Annotated in this window: 25 protein-coding genes; 9 read left to right on the top strand and 16 right to left on the bottom strand. The window is 50.3% G+C overall.

All coding sequences use genetic code 11. The annotated features are described in order from the left end of the window. Window positions 1-175 precede the first annotated feature (175 nt). The 6 genes from AC3ZPD_RS18500 to AC3ZPD_RS18475 all read left to right on the top strand — a co-directional run bounded on the left by AC3ZPD_RS18500 (window position 176) and on the right by AC3ZPD_RS18475 (window position 7,032). Window positions 176-1,546, top strand: coding sequence for a YheC/YheD family endospore coat-associated protein (locus tag AC3ZPD_RS18500; RefSeq protein WP_490985755.1), 1,371 nt, complete (start codon window positions 176-178; stop codon window positions 1,544-1,546). 62 nt (window positions 1,547-1,608) lie between these two features. Next, entirely contained in the window at window positions 1,609-2,754 is a 1,146-nt protein-coding gene (locus AC3ZPD_RS18495) for a YheC/YheD family endospore coat-associated protein (protein WP_490985754.1), read from the top strand. Window positions 2,755-2,857: 103 nt separating this feature from the next. Next, the gene (locus AC3ZPD_RS18490; protein WP_490985753.1) at window positions 2,858-4,237 is read left to right on the top strand and encodes a YheC/YheD family endospore coat-associated protein; all 1,380 of its coding nucleotides are present in this window, start codon (window positions 2,858-2,860) and stop codon (window positions 4,235-4,237) included. Beyond that, window positions 4,234-5,349, top strand: coding sequence for a YheC/YheD family endospore coat-associated protein (locus AC3ZPD_RS18485; protein ID WP_490985752.1), 1,116 nt, complete (start codon window positions 4,234-4,236; stop codon window positions 5,347-5,349). The genes AC3ZPD_RS18490 and AC3ZPD_RS18485 overlap by 4 nt, the downstream gene beginning before the upstream one ends. Before the next feature lie 44 nt (window positions 5,350-5,393). Then, window positions 5,394-5,882: a GNAT family N-acetyltransferase gene (locus AC3ZPD_RS18480; RefSeq protein ID WP_490985751.1), complete on the top strand. Its 489-nt coding sequence runs from the start codon at window positions 5,394-5,396 to the stop codon at window positions 5,880-5,882. A gap of 34 nt (window positions 5,883-5,916) precedes the next feature. Continuing rightward, window positions 5,917-7,032 (top strand): YheC/YheD family endospore coat-associated protein, encoded by a 1,116-nt coding sequence (locus tag AC3ZPD_RS18475; protein WP_490985750.1) that lies wholly within the window; start codon window positions 5,917-5,919, stop codon window positions 7,030-7,032. 38 nt (window positions 7,033-7,070) lie between these two features. On the opposite strand, the gene AC3ZPD_RS18470 is transcribed toward AC3ZPD_RS18475, so the two are convergent. Both AC3ZPD_RS18470 and AC3ZPD_RS18465 read right to left on the bottom strand, forming a co-directional pair. After that, window positions 7,071-7,763, bottom strand: a complete 693-nt coding sequence (locus AC3ZPD_RS18470) for an HAD family hydrolase (RefSeq protein ID WP_490985749.1) — start codon at window positions 7,761-7,763, stop codon at window positions 7,071-7,073. Between the two features lie 105 nt (window positions 7,764-7,868). Next, window positions 7,869-8,579 (bottom strand): metallophosphoesterase family protein, encoded by a 711-nt coding sequence (locus tag AC3ZPD_RS18465; RefSeq protein WP_490985748.1) that lies wholly within the window; start codon window positions 8,577-8,579, stop codon window positions 7,869-7,871. 339 nt (window positions 8,580-8,918) lie between these two features. On the opposite strand from AC3ZPD_RS18465, the gene AC3ZPD_RS18460 reads away from it, so the two are divergent. Further along, a complete protein-coding gene (locus AC3ZPD_RS18460) occupies window positions 8,919-9,902 on the top strand; it encodes a GGDEF domain-containing protein (RefSeq protein WP_490985747.1) in 984 nt (327 codons plus the stop codon). A 104-nt stretch (window positions 9,903-10,006) separates the two neighbouring features. Here AC3ZPD_RS18460 and AC3ZPD_RS18455 read toward each other — a convergent pair whose 3' ends face one another. From AC3ZPD_RS18455 to AC3ZPD_RS18420, 8 genes are all read right to left on the bottom strand, one after another. Continuing rightward, a complete protein-coding gene (locus AC3ZPD_RS18455; protein ID WP_490985746.1) occupies window positions 10,007-10,576 on the bottom strand; it encodes a manganese catalase family protein in 570 nt (189 codons plus the stop codon). A 49-nt stretch (window positions 10,577-10,625) separates the two neighbouring features. After that, the gene (locus tag AC3ZPD_RS18450; RefSeq protein WP_490985745.1) at window positions 10,626-10,895 is read right to left on the bottom strand and encodes a spore coat protein CotJB; all 270 of its coding nucleotides are present in this window, start codon (window positions 10,893-10,895) and stop codon (window positions 10,626-10,628) included. A gap of 4 nt (window positions 10,896-10,899) precedes the next feature. Further along, window positions 10,900-11,118, bottom strand: a complete 219-nt coding sequence (locus AC3ZPD_RS18445; protein WP_490985744.1) for a spore coat associated protein CotJA — start codon at window positions 11,116-11,118, stop codon at window positions 10,900-10,902. Window positions 11,119-11,521: 403 nt separating this feature from the next. Next, a complete protein-coding gene (locus tag AC3ZPD_RS18440) occupies window positions 11,522-12,877 on the bottom strand; it encodes a hemolysin family protein (RefSeq protein ID WP_490985743.1) in 1,356 nt (451 codons plus the stop codon). Window positions 12,878-12,893: 16 nt separating this feature from the next. After that, window positions 12,894-14,024, bottom strand: coding sequence for a radical SAM/CxCxxxxC motif protein YfkAB (yfkAB, locus tag AC3ZPD_RS18435; protein ID WP_490985838.1), 1,131 nt, complete (start codon window positions 14,022-14,024; stop codon window positions 12,894-12,896). A 187-nt stretch (window positions 14,025-14,211) separates the two neighbouring features. Then, entirely contained in the window at window positions 14,212-15,321 is a 1,110-nt protein-coding gene (locus tag AC3ZPD_RS18430) for an HD-GYP domain-containing protein (protein ID WP_490985742.1), read from the bottom strand. 72 nt (window positions 15,322-15,393) lie between these two features. Continuing rightward, window positions 15,394-16,224, bottom strand: coding sequence for an undecaprenyl-diphosphate phosphatase (locus AC3ZPD_RS18425; protein WP_490985741.1), 831 nt, complete (start codon window positions 16,222-16,224; stop codon window positions 15,394-15,396). A gap of 202 nt (window positions 16,225-16,426) precedes the next feature. Beyond that, the gene (locus AC3ZPD_RS18420; RefSeq protein ID WP_490985740.1) at window positions 16,427-17,929 is read right to left on the bottom strand and encodes a bifunctional metallophosphatase/5'-nucleotidase; all 1,503 of its coding nucleotides are present in this window, start codon (window positions 17,927-17,929) and stop codon (window positions 16,427-16,429) included. A 103-nt stretch (window positions 17,930-18,032) separates the two neighbouring features. Between AC3ZPD_RS18420 and AC3ZPD_RS18415 the strand changes: the two genes are divergently transcribed. Together AC3ZPD_RS18415 and AC3ZPD_RS18410 are read left to right on the top strand one after the other, a co-directional pair. Further along, complete coding sequence (locus tag AC3ZPD_RS18415) at window positions 18,033-18,758, top strand: molybdenum cofactor biosynthesis protein (protein WP_490985739.1); 726 nt, start codon at window positions 18,033-18,035, stop codon at window positions 18,756-18,758. Between the two features lie 86 nt (window positions 18,759-18,844). Further along, complete coding sequence (locus AC3ZPD_RS18410) at window positions 18,845-19,891, top strand: HD-GYP domain-containing protein (RefSeq protein WP_490985738.1); 1,047 nt, start codon at window positions 18,845-18,847, stop codon at window positions 19,889-19,891. 271 nt (window positions 19,892-20,162) lie between these two features. Here the strand turns inward: AC3ZPD_RS18410 and AC3ZPD_RS18405 are convergent, their stop codons facing one another. From AC3ZPD_RS18405 to AC3ZPD_RS18380, 6 genes are all read right to left on the bottom strand, one after another. Then, entirely contained in the window at window positions 20,163-21,254 is a 1,092-nt protein-coding gene (locus AC3ZPD_RS18405; protein WP_490985737.1) for a glycoside hydrolase family 25 protein, read from the bottom strand. Window positions 21,255-21,258: 4 nt separating this feature from the next. Next, the gene (locus tag AC3ZPD_RS18400; protein ID WP_490985736.1) at window positions 21,259-21,483 is read right to left on the bottom strand and encodes a hypothetical protein; all 225 of its coding nucleotides are present in this window, start codon (window positions 21,481-21,483) and stop codon (window positions 21,259-21,261) included. Between the two features lies 1 nt (window position 21,484). Next, entirely contained in the window at window positions 21,485-21,850 is a 366-nt protein-coding gene (locus AC3ZPD_RS18395) for a hypothetical protein (RefSeq protein ID WP_490985735.1), read from the bottom strand. Window positions 21,851-22,590: 740 nt separating this feature from the next. Further along, window positions 22,591-22,737: an XkdX family protein gene (locus tag AC3ZPD_RS18390; protein ID WP_490985734.1), complete on the bottom strand. Its 147-nt coding sequence runs from the start codon at window positions 22,735-22,737 to the stop codon at window positions 22,591-22,593. Further along, the gene (locus tag AC3ZPD_RS18385; RefSeq protein ID WP_490985733.1) at window positions 22,734-23,369 is read right to left on the bottom strand and encodes a hypothetical protein; all 636 of its coding nucleotides are present in this window, start codon (window positions 23,367-23,369) and stop codon (window positions 22,734-22,736) included. Before AC3ZPD_RS18385 ends, AC3ZPD_RS18390 begins: the two co-directional genes overlap by 4 nt. Then, window positions 23,366-26,230: a phage tail protein gene (locus tag AC3ZPD_RS18380; RefSeq protein ID WP_490985732.1), complete on the bottom strand. Its 2,865-nt coding sequence runs from the start codon at window positions 26,228-26,230 to the stop codon at window positions 23,366-23,368. Before AC3ZPD_RS18380 ends, AC3ZPD_RS18385 begins: the two co-directional genes overlap by 4 nt. Between the last annotated feature and the right edge of the window lie 3 nt (window positions 26,231-26,233).

Below are 26,233 nucleotides of genomic sequence, written 5' to 3'. Positions count from 1 at the left end.
ACCTTAGTCTTTGGCATTATACCGTACCCGGCATCCCGAAGCAAAAAGCCCCGCAAATTCCTGCCAAGGCTAATCACCAAGGTAAAAATGTCCTCATATGATGAAATACATGCAACCATGCAGGTCGTGCCAACAGTATAAAGTGACCAGCCTCAGGTTGGAAGGAGAACGTCAAATGCCCTCCATAAAACTACCCATAAAAACCATGAATCCCGGTGTACTCGGGGAAAGCGACATTGTGCTTGGGGCAGCTGCGGTGAAACGGATGAAAATCCCCTCCCAAACCCCTATCCGGCTGTTGTTCGGTTCCTTTGAACATTACGTCAAAGTGATTCCGCAAAGCAAAGCAAACAGCCTGCGCATCAGCCAGAGTCTGGCCGAAAAAATGAGGGTGCCCCCGCACACCGTACTGCGCCTTGTGTATACGCCAAACTCGAGAACCCTGCATCTGGGGCCGGTTATCGGCGTTCTGCTCAGCCGCGATTATCCGGGTAATCCGGAACGCCCCTTTGGGCAAATGACCGCTTTCTGCAAGGAGATGACGTTTGCGGGACATAAGCAGGGAGCGTTTATTTATTTTATTACTCCTGGCGGCATTGAAAAAGGCATCTCCAGCATCCAAGGGTGGGTATACGACAAAGGCTGGCGTACGGCTGCCGATTTCCCGGTGGCTGACGTCTATTACAACCGCCTGACTTCCCGCAAGCTTGAGAACAAACCCAGCGTGCAGCATTTTATGCGCGAGGTCAAAAGCCGCAATCGAAGCCACTTTTTCAACGAAAAGTATCTCGACAAAACCGAAGTCTTCGAAGCTTTACAGCAGGACGCCCGGCTGGTTCGTTATCTGCCCGAATCTCACCCGCACCGGGGATTGTCCAGCCTCAAGACCATGCTTGCCAAATATCCGGTCGTGTTTCTGAAGCCGGTGAAGGGCAGCCTGGGCAAAGGCATTATCCGGATTAACCGGATGCCGGGAGGCGCTTTTTTATCGCAAACGACCCAGGAATACGGAATCCGCAAGCAAAATCATGAAAACCTGAACAAACTTCACAACGCTTTGGCCGGCAAAATGAAAACGACCCGCTATCAGATTCAGCAGGGCCTGCAATTGATCGAAATCGGGAAACGTCCGGTTGATTTTCGGGCTCTGGTGCAGAAGAACGGCCAAGGGCAATGGGCCGTAACCTCTGTAGTGGCACGCATTGCCGGTTCTCAGCATTTTGTCTCCAATCTGGCCAGGGGCGGAACACTCTCCACCGTTAAAGAAGCCGTCAACCGCAGTTCCCTGCCAACTGCGATTAAAGAGAAAGCGGGTGCCCGGCTGAATAAAGCGGCGCTTGAAATTGCCCAAGGCATGGATGAACGCTCCATGGCCCATTTCGGCGAATTGGGCATTGATTTGGCAATGGATCAAACGGGACGCATCTGGCTGCTTGAAGTCAATTCAAAGCCGTCCAAAAATGACAACACCCCGCTCGGCGACAACAAAATCCGGCCGTCGGTTCGCCGGCTGCTGGAATATTCCAATTATCTGTCGGGGTATTGACCGGATGTTAAAAGCGCCTTCCCTGTTCACGGGAGGGATCCGGAAACGAAAGGAGTCACGATATGGAACCTAACAGGCAGGCTGCATGGGGGCAGCCAAAAACAACAGGAACATTCGGCATCCTTGTAAAGGCGACTCCAGATGGTCCGGCGCCTTTTGCCGAATCGGGATTTGCCCGGAAGCTCTGCCAGGCCGCATCGGGACACGGTTTAACCGCTTTCGCCTTCACCCCCCAAGCCGAAACGGATGAGCGCTTTATCGGCGGTTATACCTTCCTGGACGGAGGCTGGGTAAAACGCAGGTTCCCGCTGCCGGACATCGTCTATGACCGCTGCTTCAGCTCCGGAACACAGAAGCTGGAAAAACGCAGGAGCCTTGCGCAGCTTGCCGAAAAACATAAATTCCGCTACCTGGGAAGAGGAACGGCGGGCAAGTGGGTAGTTTACGAAGCGTTAAGTCAAAACCCGGAGATTGCCCCTTATTTGCCCGAAACCCATAAATACGAAAACTTCAAACAGTTAAAAGGATTGATGGCGCGCTGGCAGGGAGAGGTTTTTCTTAAACCTCAATTCGGTACTCATGGCAAATTGGCGCTGCATCTTAAGGAGCGCCAAATCGGGGAGCAAAGCCGGTATTTCCTGACCGGCCGGGACGAAAGCAATGAAATCATCCGCCGCCAATTCTCCACCGGGCGGGAAACCGGCCGATTCATTGAAGCGATTCGGAGGAGCAGACCCTTTTTGGCACAGCCCAGCCTCAGGCTTTCGACCCGCGACGGGGAGCCGTTCGACATCCGGGTGCTGATGCAAAAAGGCGAAGCCGGCCAGTGGAAGCTGACCGGCATGGCCGCACGGGTAGGCAAAGCCGGTTCCCTTACCTCCAATTTGCACGGAGGAGGAAAGGCCTTCCGCGCAGACCAGCTGCTGAGCCGCGAATTCGGCCCCGCCGCTGCCCGTTCCGCCATCACTGTCCTGCGCCGGCTGTCCGCCGTTATCCCGCCTTATCTGGAAGAAAGATTCGGAAGGCTGGCGGAGCTGGGCATCGATTTCGGAATCGATTCGGACGCCAGGGTCTGGGTGATCGAGGTCAACTCCAAACCCGGCCGCAGCGCCTTCAGCTTTATCGGCGACAGAACCGGAGCCCATAGAGCCGTGGAGAATCCCGTTTTATACGCCTGTTATTTGCTGAAACAACCTGGAAGCTTTTGAAGCGCGGGATTCGCTCGTTTCCGCAAGCCGCTTCAACTGAAGATCATTTGCCGCGCGTTCATGGAAATGAGCTCTGCGCAGCAAAACTCTTAGGAGGATAACCATGAGTTTGACTTTCTGCAATGTGCACTTTACCCAGCAGCCCCAAAGCGTTGTTTATGTATCGGGCGCCCTGCTCAAAAAACTCAAGCTGGACGGCAAAAAAAAGGTAAATCTGCGGCTCGGCGCCGACCGGATTTATGCATCCGTCAAGCCGATCCGCAAATCGGGCAACCATTTGTACCTGGCTTCAGGCGTAAGACGGGGCATCCGCGTTCCGAAAACCGGCTCCATCTTCCTTCGCAGCCTGCAGCAGAATGACGAAGTGCAGATCGGACCGCTCATCGGCGTACTCTCCGACGGTCCCACTTCTTCTTCCCAGTCGCCCTTCGGATCCCGGACCGGTTTCATCAAGTCGCTGCTGCGCGAAGGCAGCAAGATGTGTTACATTTTCGCCTTCACACCCCGGGACATCAATTGGCAGGAAGAGACGGTGAACGGCTTTTTCCTGAACGAATCAGGGACGTTTTACCGCCAGCGCGTCCCGCTTCCCGATGTCGTTTATAACCGCCTTCCGAGCCGCAGGGCGGAAACAACTTCATCGATTCAGCAGCTTCGCGAAAGGTTTATCCGCAAGAGAATTCCTTTTTTCAACTGGAGTTTCTTCAATAAATCCGATATTTACCGGCTGCTAGAGCATGATCCGGCTGTAAATATATATGTTCCCGAATCGATTGTTAATCCTTCCGGGGACCAGATCAAGGATATGCTGGACCGGCATTCCATCGTTTATTACAAACCCAGCGGCGGAAGCCTAGGCAACGGCATTTACCGGATCTCCTACGTGCCGCAGAACGGCTATTTCGTCAGATACCGCAAAAAATCCGGCAACGTGCTGCAAAAATTCGGCAGCTTTAACTCGCTCATGAGAACTCTCCAGCAGCGGCACGGCCGGGGACTCCGCACTTACGTTGTACAGCAGGGCATCCGGCTGATCGAGGTGGACGGCTGCCCGATCGACTTCCGCTTCCATATGCATAAAAACGGGCGCAACCAGTGGGTCGTCGTAGGCATCGGAGCCAAAAAAGCCGGCAAAGGCAGCGTAACCACCCATATTAAAAACGGCGGCTCCCTGCTTACGCCGCAGCAGGCGCTGGCCCGCGCGTTCGGGGCAAGGGGCGAAGAGGTGCTGCGCAAGGCCAAACAGGTCGCCGTTACGCTGGCCGAAGGCATCGAGCTGCATCATGAACATTTGATCGGCGAGCTTGGTTTTGATCTCGGCATCGACAAAGACGAAAAGATCTGGATGTTTGAAGCCAACGCGAAGCCTGGACGATCAATCTTTAAACATCCGCAGCTTAAAGTCGAAGGAAGAGCTTCCATCCAGCATATTCTGGAGCACTGCATGTACCTCAGTAAATTCCGGAGGAGAGAAGAACCATGACCGTCACGCCCCTAGAAGACCGCAAACCGGTTATCGCCATCCTGACGGTTTCTGATCCTGCCCGGAGATTTTCCGGCAACCACGCCAATTTCCGGGACATTGTAAAAACCGGCAGAGACCTTGGTTACGTGGTATACGTGCTGACCACCAGGGATCTCAAGCTTTCCCAGGAGCAGCTCCAGGGTTATGTTTACCAGACGGACAGCAAACAGTGGGTCCAGCAATGGTTCCCGCTGCCGGATGTGATCTACAACCGCATCCCGACCCGGGAAGAAGAGAAAAAAGTGTTGATCCAGCGAAAGATCAACGCTTGTCTGAGCCATCCGCGCATCCATTTGTTTAATCCTTTTTTCTTTAATAAATGGAAGCTGTTCAGCTGGCTCCGGAAGTCCAAGCAAACGGCGGAATTCGTTCCGGCCACCAAACGGCTAAGCTCCCGTTATTCGCTGGCCTCCATGCTGGACGAATATCCCAGCTTGTATTTGAAGCCCGAAAGCGGCAAAGCCGGAAAAGGGATAATGAAGCTCTCCTTTAATCCGGAGGAGAGGAAACCGTATAAGCTGATCATCCAGGCTCCCGGCCGGAACATGGTTTATAAAACGGGCAAATTCCCGCTGCTCTGGCGCCGCATCCGCATGGAAACCGGCAGAACGCCTTACATCGTGCAGCAGGAGATCCGGCTGGCCAGCTATAAGGACCGGCGTTTCGATCTTCGGCTGCTGGTTCAGAAGACGAGCCGCGGATTCTGGTCCGTCACGGGCATCGGCGCAAGGCTGGCCGGGAAACGGCGGATCACCACCCACGTTCCGCAGGGAGGCTCCGTAGAGGATCCAAAGGATATGCTGCTGTCGACCTTCGGGAGTTCGATGACCGAAGAAATCATGGAGCTGGCCCGCTCCTCCGCTGTGATTATCGCCCGCCAAATTGAAAAAGCCTGCAACCATACGCTTGGCGAAATGTCGATGGATTTAGGGGTCGATGAAGACGGAAAGCTGTGGTTTTTTGAAGCCAACGCCAAACCGATGAAATTCGACGAGCCTCAAATCCGCCAAAAATCGCTGCACCGCCTGTTCCACTACAGTAATTATCTTTTCAAAACCCAAAAAACTTGAAGACCGGTAAAGAACAGGAAAAAGCCAAACAAGGAGGCGATTTGATGAATATATCCTCCGTCCGTCCGGAAGAGCTGGCTTCCTGGGAAAAATATCACGGCACGCTGCTTGCCTTTGTCCGCAAATACGGCGCTAAGCGCATTACGTCTGAAGCGTACCGCTCCATCCTCCGCCTGACTCCTCAAGCTTTTGCCGAACCCGGCACCGGGATCATGCAGGCAACGGTATGGACGGAGGACGGACGGCGCCTCGCCGGCGTGCTTTGCACGGCAAGATACGGCAATGAGCTGAGCGCAGCCGTCGTTCACCCGCTTTACCGGAACAGAGGCATCGGCACGCTCCTGATGAAAGCCCAGCTGGAGCAGTTTGGACGGCTCGATTGCAAGGTTGCCGTGGATAATCTGTCCAGCCTGAAAATGTGCTTCAAAGCCGGATTGTCAGCCAGCGGCATCATCGAAGGTCCAACCGGCAAACCAACGCTTCTTTTGTCAGGGAAGCCGGGGGAATATCGCGAGCGCTCCGGCAGCCGGTAAAGCCATCCTCCCCAAATTAAAGAAGGTGAATATTTTGCCAGAGCCTGTACTGGGCATTCTTACGCTGTATTTGAATGATAAAAAGCAGCTCGAGGAACGGAAAATTTATGAACGCATGACCCTGGAAGGGGAAAAAATCGGTTTAAAAATCATCGTTTTTACGCCGGCGGACGTCAACACCGCAAAAAACAGGATCCATGCCCTGGTCTTTGACCCGGAGCACCAAAAATGGACGCGAGCCTGGCAGTCTTTTCCCGACATGATCTTCGATCGCTGCCGCATTCAGCGGAGCAAACGGTTCGAACAGCTTATCGTCTTCCGCAGACGATACGCACATCTTCATTTCCTGAACAAACCGCTGCGGGATAAATGGACGATTTATCAGGTGCTGTCGCGCAAAGCCGAGTTCCGAGACTATTTGCCGGAAACCGTCTTTTTCAACTCCCTTTCGGACGTTCACAGCATGCTCAAGAAAAACAGCCGGATCTACATCAAACCGATTCAGGGCACCGGCGGAAGAGGCATCCTGTGCGTGGAGAAGCTTGAGCCGCAGATGTACAGGATCCAGGGCAGGAACCGGCAGAGATCCATCGTCCCGCCGCAGAAGCTGCACCTTTCGAGAATGGGACCCTATTTGCTGAACTGGAAAAAAGGCACCCGTTTCCTTGTCCAGGAAGGCATCGACATCAGGCTGCCTAACGGCCGCGTCCACGATTACCGGATGCTGGTGCAGAAAAACGGGAGCGGCGTCTGGTCGGTGACCGGCTGCGCCGGCCGGATCGGCCCGGCCCGGAGCGTTACCTCCAATTTGCACGGCGGGGGCTCCGCCGCGGAAATGAACACGCTGCTGAAAAAATCGATCCATTCGGAGCAGCGGGTGCAGGAGATCCGCAGCGATGCCGAAAAGGTAAGTTTGGCCATCGCCGCTTATCTGGAATCGTTATACGGGCCTTTATGCGAGCTTGCCCTGGATTTAGCCATTGACCGCAAGGGGCGTATCTATGTGCTGGAGGTCAATCCGAAGCCGGCCCGTGAGGTGTTCGCCAAAATCGGCGACAAGGAAGCTTACCGGAACGCCATCCTGAAACCGCTGGAATATGCCTTGTGGTCCTATAAACAGAAAACCAAAAAAACAGACCTCTCCGTATAGGGGTCTGTTTTTTTGGTTTCGGCGTTTCGCCGGCCCGGCTAATCGCCTTGCGCCTGATCATACAAATCAACCAGCTGGCTAAACTCCGTGATCAGCACGTCGGAGCCCTTAAGCTCATCTTCTTTGCCAAAGCCGGCATAACGGCAGCCAATGACGGTCTGCCCGTTTTTCCTGCCGGCTTCCACATCGGAGGAGCGGTCTCCGACCATCCATATCCGATCGAGTCCGTGATCCTCCATAAGCCGGCGAAGCAAGTCCACTTTCGAGGCGGTTCTGTATTCGCCCGCACTGTACAAACCGTCAAACAACGGAGCGATCTTGTGAGCCGCAGCAACGCCTTTCACATAATGCTCAAGCCCGTTGCTCGCCACAAACAGCTTAACTCCCCTGTCATGCAGCGCCTTAAGCGTCTCGGGGACCGAAGGATACAGCTCGGAAATCGCTTCCTCCAGCCCTTGAAGCTCCAGCTCCAGCAGCAGCTCATCCGCTCTGCGGTGGACATGGACCTGCTCGTCCGGCATGACCACCTTCCAGATATCCTCCAGCAGCATGCCCAAACTGCCGAGCATCAGGCTTTCCGGCGGCGTTTCTCCCTTATAAAGCCCTTCCTTGCGCAATTGGTCAAACACCCCATGATAGGCGGGAATCAGCAGCGTTTCCGTTTTAAACAAAGTGCCGTCCATATCAAATACCATCGCTTGCGGTTTGGCAAGCGGTTGTCCGGTTTCCATTATCGCGGTTTCCTCCTCAGCATCCGTTCCAGACGGATGTACGGTTTCGGTTCAGCCTTTTCTGATCTTAAAGCAGCGAGGCCCCATTTGTAAACGGAGACGGGTTTACCGGACGAAATAAACGATTTCGTTGGTGACATCCAGCGCGTTGAGCTGGCCCCCGAATACGGCGCCCCCATCGATGCCGATAATGTTGTTTTTTCCATAAAAAACATGGTTATTCTCCGGATCCTGATGAAGCCCGTTCGTAGGCGTATGCCCAAAAACTACTTTCTTCTCTCCGGCATAACCGTTATGAAACAGCTCCCGGATCCACATCAGCGTATAGGGCGGTGTTTCAGCCGGCTTGAGGGCGGGATCAACTCCCCCATGGACGAAGATATAATCATCGATTTCGATGTAGTGATCCAGGTTATTCACAAATTCAAGATGTTTCCATAATTCCGGCGCATACAAAATCGGCATACGGAAGGTTTCTCCCGTCCCTTTTGCTTCAATGTCCCGTTCGAACATTCCGTAGCTGAGCAGCGTTTTATCGCCTCCGTTCCGGACCACCCAGCGGTTCCAAGGCTGTTCCTGTTTGGTCGTGAGCGCCTGGATCATCAGGTCTTCATGGTTGCCTTTCAGCACATGCGCTCCTTGTTTCTTAAGCCCGATCACCGTTTCCAATACCTGTCTGGAATGGGGTCCCCGGTCGATATAATCCCCCAGTAAAATAAGCCGGTCCTTATCCGGGTTGTATTCGGCCGCTTTAAGCAGCCTTATCAGCTTGTCCCATTCCCCATGGATATCGCTGACGGCAATCATTCTTTCCATATCCTCTTCCCCCTGTATTCCCTTGGTGTTTGGCTTTTCCGATCTTCAACAAGTATAATTTCTATCATATAGGCAAATCCCGGCAGCACGCAAACCCTAATCCTTCAGATTCGCCTTTCGCGGATTTCAGCAAAATCTGTTGGCAGGCAGCAGGGATTAATTTACAATAGGTCTATTGGGTTTTATTTTCGGACAATTCGATCACGCTCCATTTACTTCTAAATTCGTGTGGTGAAACCTTTGAAATTAAGAGAAGTATTTGTCCCGTTCTCGCCCTCCTTACACAGGCAAAGAATTTGGATACACAGGTTCCTGCGGATTTATTGGATCATTATCCTATTGCAGGCGGCTGCTCAGCTGTTCGCTTACTGGACCTTGCCTTACGACAGGACGCCTAACGATTTTTATATGAATGCCGTGCTGTACCCGACCATCGTTATGGGAGCTGCCGTATTCGCAGCGGAATGCGTCCACAAGTGGGCCTATCGGTATTCCTTTTTTACCCTGTTTGGAGCCGGGGCCGTATTAAGTATTCAAATTATTGAATTACATATGGATATTCGCATCATTACAGCCATTTTGCTGCTGCCGATTATTGCTTCGACCATTTTCTTTCGAATGGATCTGACCCTGTTGACCTCCTTATTGCAAACGGCGGCTTTTTTATGCATGTATTTTGGCGATGCCTGGCTCAGGACCTTTTTCAGCCCCTTTGACATGATTGCCGTTCCGCTTTTTTTATTAGGCAGCACTCTCGTCTCCCTCACCATTATTATTAGCGGACGGGAGCTGGCAAGCGATCTGGAACTGGCGATTGCAGAGAAGCGATATATTTTGAGGCAATCGAAAAAGGATGCCCAAACCGGGTTATACAACCATATTACTTTCCAGCAGTTTTTTGAAACCGCCTTACAGGATGCAGCTTATCAAGGGGAATTTTTTTATCTTGCCCTGCTGGATATCGACAACTTCAAAATGGTCAACGATCATTACGGCCACCGGACCGGAGATTCGATCCTGCTGAATGTGTCGCGGGTCATCCAGGAGAATATGGATCCGGGCGATATTGCCGCCCGCTACGGCGGAGAAGAGTTCGCCCTTCTTCTGTTCAGCAAGGACTTCCATGAAGCTTATTCCGTGCTGGAACGGATTCGCAGGCAAATTTCGGGGATGGTCTTCGAGGAGCTAGACGGCAGAGCCGTAACGGTCAGCATCGGACTAAAAGGATACACGCTGGGGGTTTCCAAGGAAAGGATGTTCGAGGAAACCGATGCCCTGCTCTACCGGGCCAAACGTTCCGGAAAAAATCAAGTCGCCGTTTAGTTTAAGTCGCAGTTCCGTTTAAAGCTTTCATTTTGCATAAACCTTCTAACAAACGAAGGGATGCCTCCTCTGCGGAGCATCCCTTTTGTTTATCCAGCTGAATATCAGAAGATTTTTTTCGATCCCCGATCGTCCTTCAAGATCTCGACCGCTTCCCTGAAACGCAGGGAATGCACGATTTCGCGTTCGCGCAGGAATTTAAGGCCGTCCTGGATATCAACATCATCGGTCATATCGATCAGCCATTGGTATGTAGCCCGGGCCTTCTCCTCGGCGGCAATATCCTCATAAAGATCCGCAATAGGGTCCCCTTTGGCTTGGATGTAAGTAGCGGTCCAAGGATCGCCGGCTGCATTCTGATAAAAAAGCGCACGGTCGTGATTGACGTAATGCGGATCAAGGCCCGCTGCTTTAAGCTGTTCGACGGTAGCGTCTTTGGTCAGCTTATAGACCATGGTGGCAATCATTTCAAGGTGTGCGAATTCTTCCGTCCCGATATCATTCAGCAGCCCGATGACTTTGTCGGGAATCGTGTAACGCTGGTTCAGATAACGCAAGGCCGCGGCCAGTTCGCCGTCCGCCCCTCCATATTGCTCAAGCAGTAGCTTTGCCATATGGGGATCACATTTGCCCACCCTGACCGGATACTGCAGCTTCTTTTCATAAATCCACATTCAAACGACCCCTCCCTAAAAATGAATTCAACCGGCTAAAAGGCAGGCATTACACCTGCCACGGCCAAGGCGGTTGCGACCACTCAAACGGATAACGGCTGTAAGCGCGTCCGAAGCCCTGAAGCGGTCCGTATTTTTCCTGAAAAATATTCGCCAGCTGGGTACGTTCCTGGGTCAGTACATTAAATTGCTGGATCGCCTGAAGGTCGTCCGGATGGGTGTCCAGGTACAAATTCAGCTCAACAAGCGCAAAATCGAGCGCCTGAAGCTGCTCCAGCAGTTCATAAAACTCGGGTTCACAAGGTTTTTGCGGTTCCATCAGCTTATTGCTCCTTTCCCCATTTCGATTCATAAGGGCTGTAAAGAGCCGGCCATAACGTCCCTTTGAACAAGGCCTCTTTCGGACTGAACTGCGGCAAATTCGGCGGCTGGAATGGAATAAACAATTGCGGCGGGGTCTGAAAGGTTTTGGTCACGATGGGCGGACAAGGATCAAACGGCCCAATGAAGGGATGATACACTCGAACCTGAGAAAATTCCAATGTTTTAACCTCCTTAAAGGTTGTTTTGCATATTCAGACCAACCAAACACAACAAGCCTAAATCGCAGATCACCTACTCCTAACATATGATAAACGCCCAGAAAATGAACTTGTAACCGCAGGAACGCCCTAAAAAAATACCTAAATTTGTAAAAAGCCTGTACAAATGAGTTTCCTTATACCCTTCTAGGAAACCTCAGCCTGATCGACGGCCGGCAGAACGGCGTCATAGCCCCGCAGGCCTCTCTGACCCGGGCCTAAAGCGCAGCGGCATTGCGAAGCTGCCGGGTTTGCTTAGCACGGAGCAGCTCTAATTGAAATTCCCGCCTCAACAAAGAAACCCGGAAAGACCGCGTCCGTGCCGCGAAACTTTCCGGGTTTCTTTGTTTACTGAACGAGAACCTTATTCTGGCTGGCCGAGCAAAAGGTCCTCCGCAGGTTTTTCAATCCTGTAGATCTTGATCCGGGTAATCCGGAGCCTTGCGGCTTCCGCCACTTCAAACACGACGTTTTCGCGTTCGACCTTTTTCCCTTTAAGCGGGGCTCCCTCCAGCTCTTTGAACAACCAGCCGCCGATCGAATCGACTTCTTCATCTTCAATATCGGTCCCCGTCAGATCATTGACTTCTTCAATCAGCAGGCGGCCGTCAACGGAATAAACGCCATTCGCCAGCGTCTCCACTTCAGGGCGTTCATCCTCAAATTCATCGTGAAGGTCGCCTACAATTTCTTCTAAAATTTCTTCAGCCGTCAGCAGCCCGGCCGTTCCTCCGTATTCATCGACGACCAGCGTCATTTGGGAATGGCGGGTCTGCATCAGGCGCAGGACATGGCTGATCTCCATGGACTCGGGAACGTTCAAAATCGGACGAACGATGTCCTCGAGATTTTTGTTTCGTTTTGGATCAGGCAGGAGCATGTCCGTAATATGTACAAAACCGATAATCTGATCTTTATCTTCGCGGGCCACGGGATAACGGGAATGTTTCGTTTCTGAAACGATTTTTAAGTTCTCCTCCCAGGACAGATTCGTATACAAACAGTCCATATCCGTGCGCGGAAGCATAATTTCCCGGGCCAGCAAATCCGAAAAATCGAAGATATTATCCATCAGCTTCATTTCGTCTTTATCGATTACCCCGCTTTTGGCGCTTTGGTTCATCAATATGCGGATTTCTTCTTCGGAATGAGCCGCGTCCATCTCGCTGGCCGGTTCCACTCCGATCAGTCTAAGGATACCGTTTGCCGCGTTATTCAGCAGCCAGATCACCGGCATAAACAGCTTGTAAAAATACATCAGCGGAGCGGACAGCCACAGCGTGGTCCCTTCCGTCTTCTGAATGGCCAGCGACTTCGGCGCCAGCTCGCCAAGCACGATGTGCAGGAACGTGATCACAAAAAATCCGACCGCTACCGAAACGGTTTTGATCAGCGTGCCGTCCGTAATGCCCAAATGATGCATCAACGGCTCGATGAGCAGCTCCGACACCGCGGGTTCGCCCACCCAGCCAAGGCCGAGGGAAGCGAGCGTAATGCCGAGCTGCGTGGCCGAAAGGTAAGCGTCCAGCCTTTGGTTCACCTTCAGGGCAAATCCCGCCCGGCGGTTGCCTTCGCTGACCAACTGGGTCAATCTGGACTGTCTCATTTTAACCAGGGAAAATTCAGCGGCTACAAATACGCCGTTCAGGAATACCAGAATAAAAACGAACAGCAAATTCAAAAATAGCTTGCCTACTTCAAATTCCGTGTGACTGGGCAACACCAACGCCTCATTTCTATAAGTTAATCGCTTTACGCGATTTAAAATCGGTCTCTTTATAATACATGTCCGCGACCAGCAGATTAGGTCCGCAGCAGTTTGCCGTATCGCAGAAGCAGTTGACGCTGCCGGACAAAGGATGTTCGGACAACCAGCGTTCGAAAATATCGTCCAGCTTCTGGCCGGCAATATTGCCGAAAGACGGAATCGCGGCGAAATCCGTAACAAAAACATCCCCGGTAAACATGTTGACGTTCACCCGGTTCCGGCCGTCCGGATCATTGCGGACGGTTACGTTTTTCTCGCTGCGCAGTCGGCTCACTAGCTCCTGATCTTCGGCGTTAAAGCTGCAGGCGAAAAACGGCAGCGTGCCGAACAGCATCCAAACCTCCGGATCCCGTGCATCCAGCAGCTGATGGATAGCCGCACGCATGTCTTCCAGCGACAAAACCGGAAGTCCTTCGGCAAAGTCAGCCGCATACATCGGATGGACCTCATGGCGTTTGCAGCCCATTTCCAGAATCAGCTTATGGATTTCCGGCAATTTCCGGTGTGTACGATAGTTTATCATGGATTCCGCCGAAATAAACATGCCGTCCCGGCTTAATCGGGATGCGTTGTCGATCATGGCCTCGTACATTCTTGAAGCCGCGTCCAGGCTGACCGGGTGACCGCTCCTTGCAAAGCATACCTCATGGAAGTCCTGAACATTCGTATAATTGAAAGAAATGTGCATCACATCCAAATAAGGAAGCAGCTTCTCGTACCGTCCGTAATCGAGCGTGAGGTTGGAGTTGATTTGGGTCCGGATGCCGCGCTCTTTGGCGTATTTCAACAGCGGGATGATTTTTTCCTCCACCGTCTTCAAACGGAAGGAAGGTTCGCCCCCTGTTATGCTTATCGTTTCCAGGTGCTCGACTTCTTCAAGTCTTCTGAGCATTAAATCCAGGGGGATTTGCTCCGGCTCCTTCAGAACCAGGCTGTCTCCGACTGCACAATGCTCGCAGCGCATATTGCACAGGTTGGTTACCGTCATCTCCACGCTGGTCAGCCGATGACGGCCGAATTTGCGCAAGGACCGGATCGGATCCCAGGGATCGTTGGCCGGAGATATAGACTGGAATTCACCTTGCGAAATGCTACTCATATTCATGATTTACTCACCTTATCCTATTATTAACCTGATCTAAGCTGTACAAAAGCTATGGATCGATGTTTTTATATACGTCTTATCATAGCATGAAATGCCTTTTTCCCGCACATATAAGGATATAACATCCCTAAAATAAACAGACCCGTCCGTCAAACGAACGAGCCTGTCAACGAATATGATATTAAACTTGTTCAAGCTGCGACGGAGCGGGTTCCCCTTCAATGCTGGTAATAACGGTCGTCAGCTGCTTCATCAGATCGATTTCATAAGGAATCTTAAGTTCTTCTTTCTCCGGACCGTAGAGTACACGGACCACCGGCCGCTGCGGAGCAAAAGGATGAATTCGGGACACGACCCCTACCTCCCCGCTATTCAGCGTAACCGTCATCCCGAGCGGATAGATCGCGACATGGTCACGAAAAATTTCCAGCTTCCGCTTCTCATACAAGGTGCCGCAGCCGGCATACAGAATTTCCACCGCCTGATGGGGCAGCTGAGCCTGCTTATATACCCTTTGGGAGGTCATGGCATCGTAAGAATCGGCTATGCTGATCCACTGGGCATAATCATGGATTTCTGTCCCTTTAATCCCCCGGGGGTAACCGCTGCCGTCTATCCGTTCGTGGTGCTGATAAGCGCAATGTGCGGCCAGCAGCGGTATGCCCGGCTCGTCCTTTAACATCTTGTAGCCGATTTCCGCATGCTGCTTCATGACGTCAAACTCCACACCGCTCAATCTCTCAGGCTTCTGCAGGATGGCCGGATCAATTTTCGTTTTTCCGATATCATGCAGAACGGCCCCGAGTCCAAGCACCATAAGGTCATTATGGCCGTAGCCGAACGCCTTGCCCATCATCAGGCTGTGAATGCAGACATTCAAAGAATGCCTGAATAAGCTGCGGTCCGCGGTATTGATATTGGCAAGCATAATCAATACGTCTTCCCTGCTGCCCAAGTCTTTCAAGATATTTTCAACCACATTCTGAAAAACCTTGCCTAAATAAGGGTACACCAATCCTTTTACAGAAGCATTCGATACCTTTAAAAAGCTGGACCGGATCTCCTGGATGGCCATCCTTTCCGTATCTTCCGAAATAAGGGTAGGGATCAGGATATCTTCGGTTCTTGCATCCGCGATATAAACAAAATCAATGCCAAGCGAAGAAAGCCTGTTTATCAGGTTGGCCGTCAGCTCTACCTCTTCGGCTAAAAGGATAAGCCCCTCTTCGTTCTGGATCTTTTTGGCCAGCCTCATCCCCGGCTGCAGGGATTTTACTGGTAGTAACCGCAAGGTGCCCCACTCCGTATCTATTCGTTATGATGTAGAGGATGTCTATTTCTGCAGTCCTTATATCGGTCAATTTTAGTTCATGATGAAGATCCAGAATACGGCGGCCAGCACAAAACGGTAATAAGCGAAATGTCTCAGTTTGACTTTTTGAATCAACTTGAGGAAAGCCAGCACGACCAGATAAGCAACGATAAACGAAATCACAAACCCTAACGCAAACGCCAGAAGGGTATCCGAATTCAGATCCTTATAAGAATCCAAAAGCTCGTAGCCGGAGACAGCCACCATGATCGGAACTGCGATAAGGAAAGAAAAGTCTGCGGACGCCTTGTAGCTGGCCCCTGCGATCATGCCCCCCGAAATCGTGGAACCGGAGCGGGAAAAACCCGGCCAGAGCACAGAGATACATTGGAACAAGCCGATGAGCAAAGCCTGCGTGTAGCTGATCTGGTCAATATCCTCAGCGGTGACACGAGCGTAACGTTTATTGTACCATTCCGCAAAAATCATAAATACGCCGCCGACCACAAGCGCCCATAAGACGGTAGATGCACTGAACAAGCTTTTGATATGGTCTTTAAATATGTATCCGATTGCCAATGCCGGCACGATGCCGAGCAATACGTGAATCAGATTCAGCTTACCGGCTGGTCTGCCGATGGCTTTTGAAGTTTCGCTGTCTTTCTGCAAACCGAGCAGATTCAAAATACGGAACCTGTATACCCAGGCGATCGCCAGAATGGCGCCAAGCTGAATAACGATTTCAAATGAATTCATAATCGAGGACTGGTCGTCGTACCCCAGCAATCTCGCGGTCAAAATCATATGTCCGGTTGAGGATACCGGTATAAATTCCGTAATCCCCTCCACAATGCCCAAAATGATGGCAACAATAATACTCATAGTTCCCTCCTGTTTTGTCTTTTTCAATCCTTTAATTGGTTTTTCCAGCCCGATCCCGTTGAATCTCGTATACCCGCCAAAGTGCGGCCAAGGCGCGGACAGCTTTCATTTTACCTGTTCGGTGAATCAGCAAGCAAGGTCGGGCTGAAACTTGTCCCATAAGGTTCGCCAAAAGGATATCTGACAAGCTTATTTGCTCATTTTAAAGAGAGGATTGATGCCATCTGGATGTAAAACACCGCTCGACAGCCCCCGGCGTCTGCAGCTCCAAACGCAGCAAATCCCTTAAAAATTCGGGCAGTATATAAACTTTGTCGCTTCCCAGCGACAACCGTTTGTAGCCGATCCCGAAGGTGAACATATCCAATGTTCCTACATCATACTCGATTTCCGGGACAATCGGAACCCCCTCGATAGTAGCCCTGAGTATACGTCTAAAGGGTTCTCCCGCGGGATCATATTCGATCTCGAGGCCGTCCACGCAAAGGGTGCCGAGCACCTTGCCCCTGAACCCGAAACCCTGGATTTGTTTCCCCGTCGTCTCCGGAATTAAAGACTCCTCCAGGCTCTGCAAAATATGTTCTCCTTTGAGCTTCATCCGGCAGGGATTTATCGGAGACGGGCATAACGCGTGCAGCATGCCTTCGCTGATTTCTCCTTCCGGCAAATCCCCGAGCAGTTGGCCCGCATTCACGATCGAGATCCGGCTGCCGGTAAACCTGCGTACGGCCTGGGCCAGCAGATTCGCAAACGGAGATTCTTCCCCGTATTGCACGGTTAGCGTTTTGTCGGTGATCGCCACCGTACGTTTCAACCGTTCAGACGCATGTCCGGCATGGATTGCTATCGCGTCAGCCACCCGGTTTGAAGGCTGTACGGCCGGATCGCTGCCGCTCGGCTGGCCCGTTTGCTGTACGGCCGGTTCATAACCGCCTGGCTGCTCCTTCACCTTCAGCACGCCGCCCTCCCGCACAAAGGCCTGCCCGTCAGGCTTGCGGCCGAGTCTTATTTTTCCTAAATAATGTCCATATTTCTCCGCCGCCGCCAGATAAGTCTCCTTGATCAGAAGGGGTTCCTCCAGCAGATGATGGGAATGCCCGCCCAAAATAAGGTCGATTCCGCCTATCTCCTCCGCCAGCTCTTCATCCATCTTGAGGCCCAAATGGGACAGGAGAATCACAAAATCCACCTGACCGCGAATTTGCTCCACCTGCGAACGAATCGCTTCGACCGGGTCCAACGCTTCCCACCCCAGAATCCGGTAAAATTCCAAATAGGCGGCTGTCGCTCCGACCAATCCTAGGGTAAAGCCGGCTTTTTCTAAAATGAGGTGCTCTTTCATCCAACCCGGCGTTTGGCCGGTAGCCGTTTCCCGGATGTTGCAGCATACGACAGGACACTGCAGCCCTGCATAAGCTTGCTCAAGCAGTTCGGGCGTAAAGGTAAGCCCTTCGTTATTGCCGATCGTGACCGCGTCGTACCCTGTCAGATTCAGGACATCCACATTGGCTTGTCCCAGAGTTCCTTCGGTTTCCACTGCGGCCCGGTCCATATGGTCGCCGATATCAAGCAGCAGGAGATTATCCTGCCAAATCCTGCGTTCCGCCTCAATCATGTCGGAGATTTGCACCATTGCACCGAAATGGCTGTGGATATCGTTGGTATGAATAATCATCAGCTCTTCTGATTTCGTGTCCTGCTGCATCCGTTATTGCTCTCCTTTCGGTGGTGCCGGTTGCCGGTCATCCGCTATTCCTCTTATGATATATTATATTTATATCACAATTGTAATTTGAGGAGATAACAATATGAACCTTCGGATCCAACTTTTCGCCGGGCTTGCAGAGGTTTTGGGCTCGACCTTTATTAACGTGGACATGGGAGAAAAAGTTTCCGTTACAGCTGCGGAATTAAAATCCCGGTTAAAAGAACTCCATCCGGTTGCCGGCCGTCAGCTCGAACAAGCTTTTGTGGCCGTAAACCATGAATATGCGCCGGACGATACGCTCATTACTGCCGAAGATGAAGTCGCGCTGATTCCGCCTGTTTCGGGCGGAGAACCGTCCGCGGACTCTTATCAAAGCCAGGATGGACTGTATCATCTCACCCCTCTTCCTTTAAATGTAGAGGAGGTGACTAACAGGGTCATTCATCCGGATCATGGCGCTTCCCTCGTTTTTATCGGCACCACCCGAGAGATGACAGGGGGCCAACGTACCGTCCATTTGGAATATGAAGCTTATGCACCCATGGCCTTGAAAAAACTCCAGCTCATCGGCGCCGAAATCGGCCTCAGATGGCCCGGGGCCTTATGCGCGATCAGCCACCGGACGGGCAAAGTCGAAATTGCAGAAGCAAGTGTGATTATCGCCGTTTCCGCCCCCCATCGGGAAAGCTGCTATGAAGCCAGCCGGTATGCCATTGAACAGCTTAAGCAAATGGTCCCGATCTGGAAAAAGGAAATCTGGGACGACGGCTCTGAATGGAAAGGCGCCCAGAAGGGACCTTGGAACCCTTTGGCTGAAAAGAACTGATTCTGTCGAATCGTTAACAGGATTGTCAATCCATATATTGCCTGATATATTAGTAGATAATACTTTAGTAGAAGGTGGATGGTCCTGTGCGGATGCATGTTACGGAACTTCGATCGGGAGATCGGGTAACGGAGGATATTTTCAACAGCTATGGGGTACTTGTTCTTCAACGGGAATCGGAACTCACGGAAGAAGCTATTGTGAAGCTGATTCAACACGGCATTGATTATATTGACATCGAGGCCCGTACAGCCGAAACCTCCTCCGCCCCGGATCACTCCCTGTCATCGTCACTCCAGAAATTGAAGCCAAAATTCGAAAGCGCGATCGATATTTTTGAAACGCTTTTTTTGGAATCTCTGGCAAATGGCAAATTCAGCGAAGATCGGATTGATGAGACCCTTGAACCGCTGATGAACGATCTGGTTGCCCAGAAAGACGTCGTTTCGCTGCTCATGATGTTTAACCATCAAGATGAATATACTTACAATCATTCGCTTCAGGTAGGACTTCTCTCTTACTATATCGCTATTTGGATGGGCTATGACAAGGAAGAAGCTTACAAGGTAGGCAAAGCGGGTTATCTCCATGATATGGGCAAATGCATGATCCCGCCCCACATCCTCAACAAACCCGGCAAGCTTACTCCCGAAGAATTCGAGTTCATCAAGAAGCATACGCACTACGGTTATGAATTGATTCTCAATTCGACCGGCAACGAAACCGCCGCGCTGGTAGCCCGGCAGCACCATGAACGCGATGACGGCACCGGTTACCCTTACGGTTTAACCAAAGATGAAATTCATCCGTACGCCCGCATTACCGCGGTTGCAGATACATACAGCGCCATGACCTCCAAACGGGTTTACCAATCGAAAAAAGAACAGCTGGCTACGCTCCAAGAGCTTTACAAGCTCAGCTTTGGACAACTAAGCGGCGAAGCCGTCCAAGCCCTGATTCATCATCTGGTGCCTAATTTCATCGGCAAAAAAGTGCTGCTGACCACCGGAGAAACCGGTCACATCGTCATGACCAACCATTCGGATTTCTTCCGTCCGTTAGTCAAAACCGAAACCCGGTTTGCCGATTTGGCCAAAGAGACCGAAACGGAGATTCAGGAAGTTTATATGTAAATAACGCGCAGCATTCATGCAATATGTAAGGAATATCAAACCAAAGTTAAGGCTTACGCCTTGGTTTTGGTTTTTTTGTGCGGGAAGGCAGGCTCTAACCTTTATTATTAACCCCTCTGGTTGGGGGTGAAACAGCAAAAAGCAGCTTTTCCCGTTGGGGAGAAGCTGCTGTATTTTTTAGATGGGATATTTGAGACAGATGAAGGGTTAAAAGTAGAAAAGGAAGGGTTGGACGATTAGATTACACGAGGTTATTTTCCTGCAAAGTCTATTAGGTTGCCTCCTGGGTCGCTTCCTGGGTTGCCTGTCGGTCTGTCTCTTTCGGCTTGCTCAACAATCCTAAGTTATATAAAACCTGCAGGAACACGAACTCGGCCTTTCCTTTATCCGCAGAAGTCGTTATAGCTCCCGCCTCTTTAGCGGCCACAATGGCGTCATGGGCCCACGCCGGGGGCGTCTGATTGCCGGATACGTTGACGAGCTGTTCCAGTTTTGAGATACGCTGCGCCTGATCGGCGAGGGTATTCTGCATTTTTATTATTAGATTTTGGATTTCCTGAAGGGTTTCCATGTCGAAATCAACCTCCTCGTTTGAGTTGGAATCTTGGCCCGGCAGGCTGGCATTTTGACTAAGATATGCTTTTGCCCATTGGCCCAGCTCATCGACGCTTCCATCAAACTCATTTAAATCCGTTTTGCCTGAAATTCCGCTCACCTGGCCCGACTCGCTGTATTGCCAGAAACGCCAACGGTTCCAGGCGGCAACGTCTTTCGGCGGCTCCCCGCTGTACCTGGCCACCCAAAGATCATATGGGCTTAATGCAGACGAAAAATGGGAAGCGAAGGCGTTCCCGGTATATAACAAAGGTTTTACCTTTAGTTTCTGCTGCAGGGTTTCAAGAAATGTTTGTGCAAGGCTTGAGATCTGGGCGGCGGATAGGCCGGCAGGATTAACTTCGTAATCAAGGACGGGCGGCAAATCGAAGAGCGAGGAGTAGAGGAGAGAGGGAGATTTTTGGGGACCATTAGCGGGTCTGTTGGCTGCTTCATTGGCAGCTTCTTTTGTCGACTCTGTTGTAGACCCTTTGCTGCCCGAAAGAATAGTTTCCGCAAAAAACGCAGCCTCCTCCTTCGCCTCCTGCTCATTAGCCGCTTTAAAAAAATGATAAGCGCCGACGAGCAGCCCCGCCTTCCTGGCCCCTTGCACGTTAACGTCAAACTTCGGGTCACGAAAGCTGCGCCCTTCGCTTGCTTTAATAAAAACAAAGCTGCAGCCGTTTGCCGCAACCTTTTTCCAATCCACATCGCCGTTGTGATGAGACACGTCAATGCCCTTGGCGTTTCGGTCGTTTCTGGCTTGCATGGTGTCACTCCTTTTTTTTGGCGAACTGGTAGGCTCCGGTTGCTGACAAGCCGATAACAGAAATTAAAATCAGCTTCTGCTGGATAAAGTCCGGCACAAGCACAAAAATAGCCGCGATCAGCACCGCAGCCACGTTCATCCATTTATCCTCCAGGCCAAAGCCGCGTGTCACGCCTACATAGGCGGCCACCAGGGCGGCTAAGGTGAGGATGTCGTTAGAGACGTCCAAATTATTCTCCCCTTTCTTCTAAACGATCAATGCGTTTGAGAGCCTGCTTAGTAGATTCCTCTACCCGCGTGAGCCTCTCTACAGCTCCATCAAGGCGCTGGCCCTGCATCCGCACATCCAGCCGGATATCGTCCACACCACGTTTGATATATTCCAAGTCTGCCCGCTGCAAGGCATCTACACTGGCCTCCTGCGCTACATCCTGCTTAACCTTACGCTCCCTCCCCGCCCACCCCAGCGTAATTCCGCTAAGCGCCGCCATCACCGATAGGATTGCTGTTAACGCGGTAAAGTCCATTCTAATCCCTCGTTTCTTTGGGGAAGTAGCCCCCGGAGGGGTTCCGGGGGAACAATCATTATTTATCACTTTTATCCATCCTATCGGACTTTTTCTCGCCTACTAAAGCATTTCCTATTCTTTTCAATACGATTTCATTTTTCTCATGTAAAATACTTAGAAACTTAAATCAACGAATTCGAACATACCACGGCTACACTCAACTTTTTACTTTTCTTTGGCAAGCTCCGAGCCTTAATATAATCTTTATAAGGAATTTGCCTTTGAATTGAATGTATTTACCAACTAAAACGGATCAGAGGACAGTCTGGCCAGTCGACAGATCTGGCACCCATTCAAATCAAAAAGTTCCTTCGTGCAGAAGGGAGACCTTTTCGTCGTTTAGGGTGATTTTTAATTATCTACTGTTAATAATTATTATATCTTTTGACCTATAACTGTCAGTAACTTCAACGTAATCAGATTATATTTCATTGAATTTACCAATACCTGGTCCGAATCAGAAAGGTAAGTAGTGTTCGGACAAGAGCCGCCGAGGTCCATCCTTCCCCACTATCTTCTTATAGCTTCAAAGAGTACTCACGGGTCTATTATGCCGTCAAACAGCCTTGTCCGAAAGATGTACCTTGCCTATACAGTCATCTCTATGGAGTCCATATCAACCAAACCTGGTTTTCCCCTGACAAATGAACAGACATGTCGATGATATTAACCTTATTTTTCGAAACTGTGTAAAAAGCAAGGTTATTAAATCCTCCGCTGAGCATGGACTTCCTCTTTTTCAGTCAGGAAAATTTACCCCAGTTTACTTACTCCTGGGTAAAATCGATGTTAGTAATTTCCCTGTATTGCGCCGTCGTGATTTCTCCAAAAGGATTGCTAGCTGTAATAACCGCTCCTTTCAGTGCTTCGGCAGTAACCCATTCGTACGTATAAGCCATTTTCCAAAACATCATGACATTTGTCCTCCTTTAAGTTGGGTAATTTCAAATTTGGCCGCTGACAGTTCTGTACCAAGAATTGCAATGGTCTGCTGCTGTTGAATACTATTTAGCTTGGTATGAGCCAGCTCTGCACCCATGCTGCTAACCATCGCCTTCTGCTGGATGTTTTGTAACTTAACCGCCGCCAGCTCCGCTCCAAGCATACCCAAGGGGGTTGGCTCGGCGGGCTGGTTTAGGATCGCGTCAATTTCCTTTGGTGTTAGCCCTTCTATCCACAACTCAGGCTGCTCGGGTGCCTCGTATGCTGGGACGTCTCCGCGCTCTTCCTCTGGTTTTGTCTGCCAGCCGGCTAACGCTACCGCGTAGGCTTCCTGAGTTGCAGTGACGTTGTTCTGGTATATTTCCCAGGCTTGTGCTTGGAATATTGGTTTATAAAGACTATTTGGAGCTGGAACCGGCACGATATAGCCTGACTTCTTTCTTGTCTCTTCGTTCTGCTCCACTATAGCCAAATAGCGCCCATCTCCAAGATCATCAGGAAGAGTCTCCAGATCCAGAGTCAAGGGGATTCCGCAGAGTAGAAAACCTGCTGATGCATACCCCTTAACAAAATTATTACAATCTAAAAGTGCCGTTACTTTCATAATCTCACTCCTGATATTCTAACTACAGATAAAGTATCTGTGGATGAGTCATTAGGATACGCAACTGGTGTAACATACGTTGCCATTGGACGCCACAACCATTTGTTAGTAAAATTAAGTCTAATGCTTGTGTTGTCTACACTTTCCATGCGTAATTCGGATAATGCAATGTCTAATGAACTAAGAGAATCGCTCATATTGAAACTTTTAGCATAAAAGTAACTATGATCTTTGTGCTTCCATATATGATCAGTGTTACCGTTTTGGTTAACAGTTACAATTAAATAATCGAACAAAGAAACATCAATATTAAACTTAACTATGGCACCAGAAGTTGACAATACGCCGCTGAATAATTCTAACATCAAAGGCTCTCTACGCTGTTCCTGTATGGATACCCTATTAATAGCTTCTTGAACGCCGATTGTCAGATTAGCCAACTGAACCTTTTCGTTTGTCGCAACCTGGCCGATAAACGGCTGGATTGGGTATCTGTCTAGCATGAAATAGGTTACGGAGTAGGCCGCTGTAGGGTCAAATAGCGATTCCGGAACATTGGCCCTTGAAAGTCCATATGAAGATACAATAGGTTTTTGATTTGTCCCGTTACTTATTGTCCAAGTAAAGTCATCCTTATTATTCTTATAAATCCGTAAAATCTTATCTACTAGGTGCGTCAACTTAGAATCAGGGTAAGCCGTAAAATTAATTTCTCTTCTCGGAACGGTTGTATTATATGGTGCCCTTGCCGGTTCCCGTAGCACAATCCCAGTACCGACTTCAACCTGGTTATCTCCTTCTAGCAGCGTCAGCACTCCCTCGGATATAATTGGTTTTGGATTTTCCGGGGCAGCAAGCTGATACACGAGTTGGTAAGGAATAAACGTTTTTCCCAGCCCGTCCGTTCCAGCAAGTGTAGTTGGTAACTTAGTCGTATAATCTATTCCGCCTGTAAGTGGGACGGTGTCGCTTAATCGTGTCACTTTTATCCAAACCTTATCTCCGGTTCCATTATAATTAGCGGTGCGTGGCTGACCTGCTACACTCATTTTCCAGCCTAGGAAATACGCTTTGATTTCATCCGGAGTCGGTGCATACTCATTCTCCCATCCACTAGAATAAGAGCTAATATTTATCAATACATAATTTCCATTAGGCGTATCGTAAGCTTGACCATAACATTCTTTTGCTGGACCATCGGTAGCCCAACCAACTGCAGTTGGAACTACAGTTCCATCGTATTTTATTAATTGCGATACAGTGGGCATTGCGGGAACTTTTCCTAAGTTAGCCAGACGAACCCTAGTAAAATCAGTGTACTTAGTTGGACTCTCAAATCGTACATTACGATCTGATCCATCCAAAACAATTCGCTCCCAATTCGCCAACTTAAACGCTTGACCATCTTTATAAAATACCTGATCCGGTATACTCCCGTCTAATGGGTTTGCAAAAAGCTCAGTTTGCAGCGCTAGTATGGAGTCTTCACGCGGCACAAATGGTTTGGATATGCTGCCATAGTTGAGTGTAGGATTGTTGAAAATAACTGTGTCGCCGTCTGTTGCTCTTTTGTACAGGCCGATAAAGTAATCCGTTTTGTCGGAAGTCGTAAACGCCCCTGTTAACCCCTCAGTCACATAGAATGGCTTAACGCCATCTCCGTCTATATCATAAACATACCATGTACCAATGTTAGTATTTAAGGTATACGTTGTATTCGGTGCCAGCCTTACAAATGTGCTTAGCATAGCTGATACACCTACGGCTGTCACTGTGACGCTGTATGGCTGGGTTACATGAACGGATGTGAAGAGAAAGCTACCAGAATACCGTCCGTTTATCCACTCATAAAACGGAGGCAGCAGGTTTTCCCCGTACCGGATCGCGTATGGATTTTTAACGCCTGCTAGGCCTTCGGTATACGGGTATTTAGCCAGTAGTTGACCACGTTTAAGGCTTGCATCTTGTATTGGTAACTTGTAAATGGCAGGCTTCTCCATGGTAAAGATGGTACCGTTGGCTTCACTCGCAGAAGTATAATAAACTGCAACTCGTACACTCATGTTAGCCCAATCATCAACCATAGCTTGCGTAACCGTTATAACTCCAGCCAAATCATATTCTGTACCACTTAATGGGTTCACAATCTGTTGAGCAAAAGCACCCGGAGTCGTTTTCGTAGAGTACAAAATTAGTCGAATATCTGATATGGAAACCGATGCCGAGATTTTGCATTTAGCCCTTAACAATAGCTTAGAACCCACCGCTGGAGCAGGACCTAAAACCCGGGAGTAAATCTGTGGATTAGTTCCTGAACCGTCACCAGTAACCGTTACAACTCCATTAGCTACTGTAGCAGTACCTGCAAATATCAACCAGTTTGTCAAATTTGCAAAACTACCATCACGCCCCAATAAATTAACCAGCATCCGCCCCTGAACACCCTTAAGATTAAACCGGCTCTGCTTCACACTGTTGAGTATCTGTAAACCGGGTTGCAGCACTACATCCTCGCGGGTTTCTTCCGTGAACTTAGCCGCTAATGCGTCATGTACCAGTTTAGGCGTAGCAGCCCGATCCTCCGCTGTGCTCTCCGTATCATTGGAGAGCTGCACAATACCGGCAGTTTCTAGCGTAGCTGCCGGTATCTCCGGCTTAATTCCCGCAATCTCCCCCTCCACCCAGGCTCTCTCCGCCGCCTTATCCTGAAGCTCCTTCAAAGATTCACTGGTTGAATTCATAAACCAGTTCAGCCAGGCAGCAGGCGGGCGGTCTTCGACTTGCCAACCTGCATCCCTTTTTGACTGTGGGGGCTCAATACCCATTGCCGACCAATCCGGCGCTTGTTTTTCATAAGCCATGGT

Source organism: Paenibacillus mobilis (assembly GCF_058267595.1).
Note: the sequence above shows the minus strand (reverse complement) of the source record. Positions and strands in the feature narration are given on the sequence as shown.

Excerpts from the sequence above, each read along its gene's own strand:
- AC3ZPD_RS18500 (WP_490985755.1), top strand. The coding sequence starts at position 176 with ATGCCCTCCATAAAACTACCCATAAAAACCATGAATCCCGGTGTACTC.
- AC3ZPD_RS18495 (WP_490985754.1), top strand. The coding sequence starts at position 1,609 with ATGGAACCTAACAGGCAGGCTGCATGGGGGCAGCCAAAAACAACAGGA.
- AC3ZPD_RS18490 (WP_490985753.1), top strand. The coding sequence starts at position 2,858 with ATGAGTTTGACTTTCTGCAATGTGCACTTTACCCAGCAGCCCCAAAGC.
- AC3ZPD_RS18485 (WP_490985752.1), top strand. The coding sequence starts at position 4,234 with ATGACCGTCACGCCCCTAGAAGACCGCAAACCGGTTATCGCCATCCTG.
- AC3ZPD_RS18480 (WP_490985751.1), top strand. The coding sequence starts at position 5,394 with ATGAATATATCCTCCGTCCGTCCGGAAGAGCTGGCTTCCTGGGAAAAA.
- AC3ZPD_RS18470 (WP_490985749.1), bottom strand. The coding sequence starts at position 7,763 with ATGGAAACCGGACAACCGCTTGCCAAACCGCAAGCGATGGTATTTGAT.
- AC3ZPD_RS18465 (WP_490985748.1), bottom strand. The coding sequence starts at position 8,579 with ATGGAAAGAATGATTGCCGTCAGCGATATCCATGGGGAATGGGACAAG.
- AC3ZPD_RS18455 (WP_490985746.1), bottom strand. The coding sequence starts at position 10,576 with ATGTGGATTTATGAAAAGAAGCTGCAGTATCCGGTCAGGGTGGGCAAA.
- AC3ZPD_RS18450 (WP_490985745.1), bottom strand. The coding sequence starts at position 10,895 with ATGGAACCGCAAAAACCTTGTGAACCCGAGTTTTATGAACTGCTGGAG.
- yfkAB (WP_490985838.1), bottom strand. The coding sequence starts at position 14,024 with ATGAGTAGCATTTCGCAAGGTGAATTCCAGTCTATATCTCCGGCCAAC.
- AC3ZPD_RS18425 (WP_490985741.1), bottom strand. The coding sequence starts at position 16,224 with ATGAGTATTATTGTTGCCATCATTTTGGGCATTGTGGAGGGGATTACG.
- AC3ZPD_RS18420 (WP_490985740.1), bottom strand. The coding sequence starts at position 17,929 with ATGCAGCAGGACACGAAATCAGAAGAGCTGATGATTATTCATACCAAC.
- AC3ZPD_RS18415 (WP_490985739.1), top strand. The coding sequence starts at position 18,033 with ATGAACCTTCGGATCCAACTTTTCGCCGGGCTTGCAGAGGTTTTGGGC.
- AC3ZPD_RS18405 (WP_490985737.1), bottom strand. The coding sequence starts at position 21,254 with ATGCAAGCCAGAAACGACCGAAACGCCAAGGGCATTGACGTGTCTCAT.
- AC3ZPD_RS18390 (WP_490985734.1), bottom strand. The coding sequence starts at position 22,737 with ATGATGTTTTGGAAAATGGCTTATACGTACGAATGGGTTACTGCCGAA.
- AC3ZPD_RS18385 (WP_490985733.1), bottom strand. The coding sequence starts at position 23,369 with ATGAAAGTAACGGCACTTTTAGATTGTAATAATTTTGTTAAGGGGTAT.
- AC3ZPD_RS18380 (WP_490985732.1), bottom strand. The coding sequence starts at position 26,230 with ATGGCTTATGAAAAACAAGCGCCGGATTGGTCGGCAATGGGTATTGAG.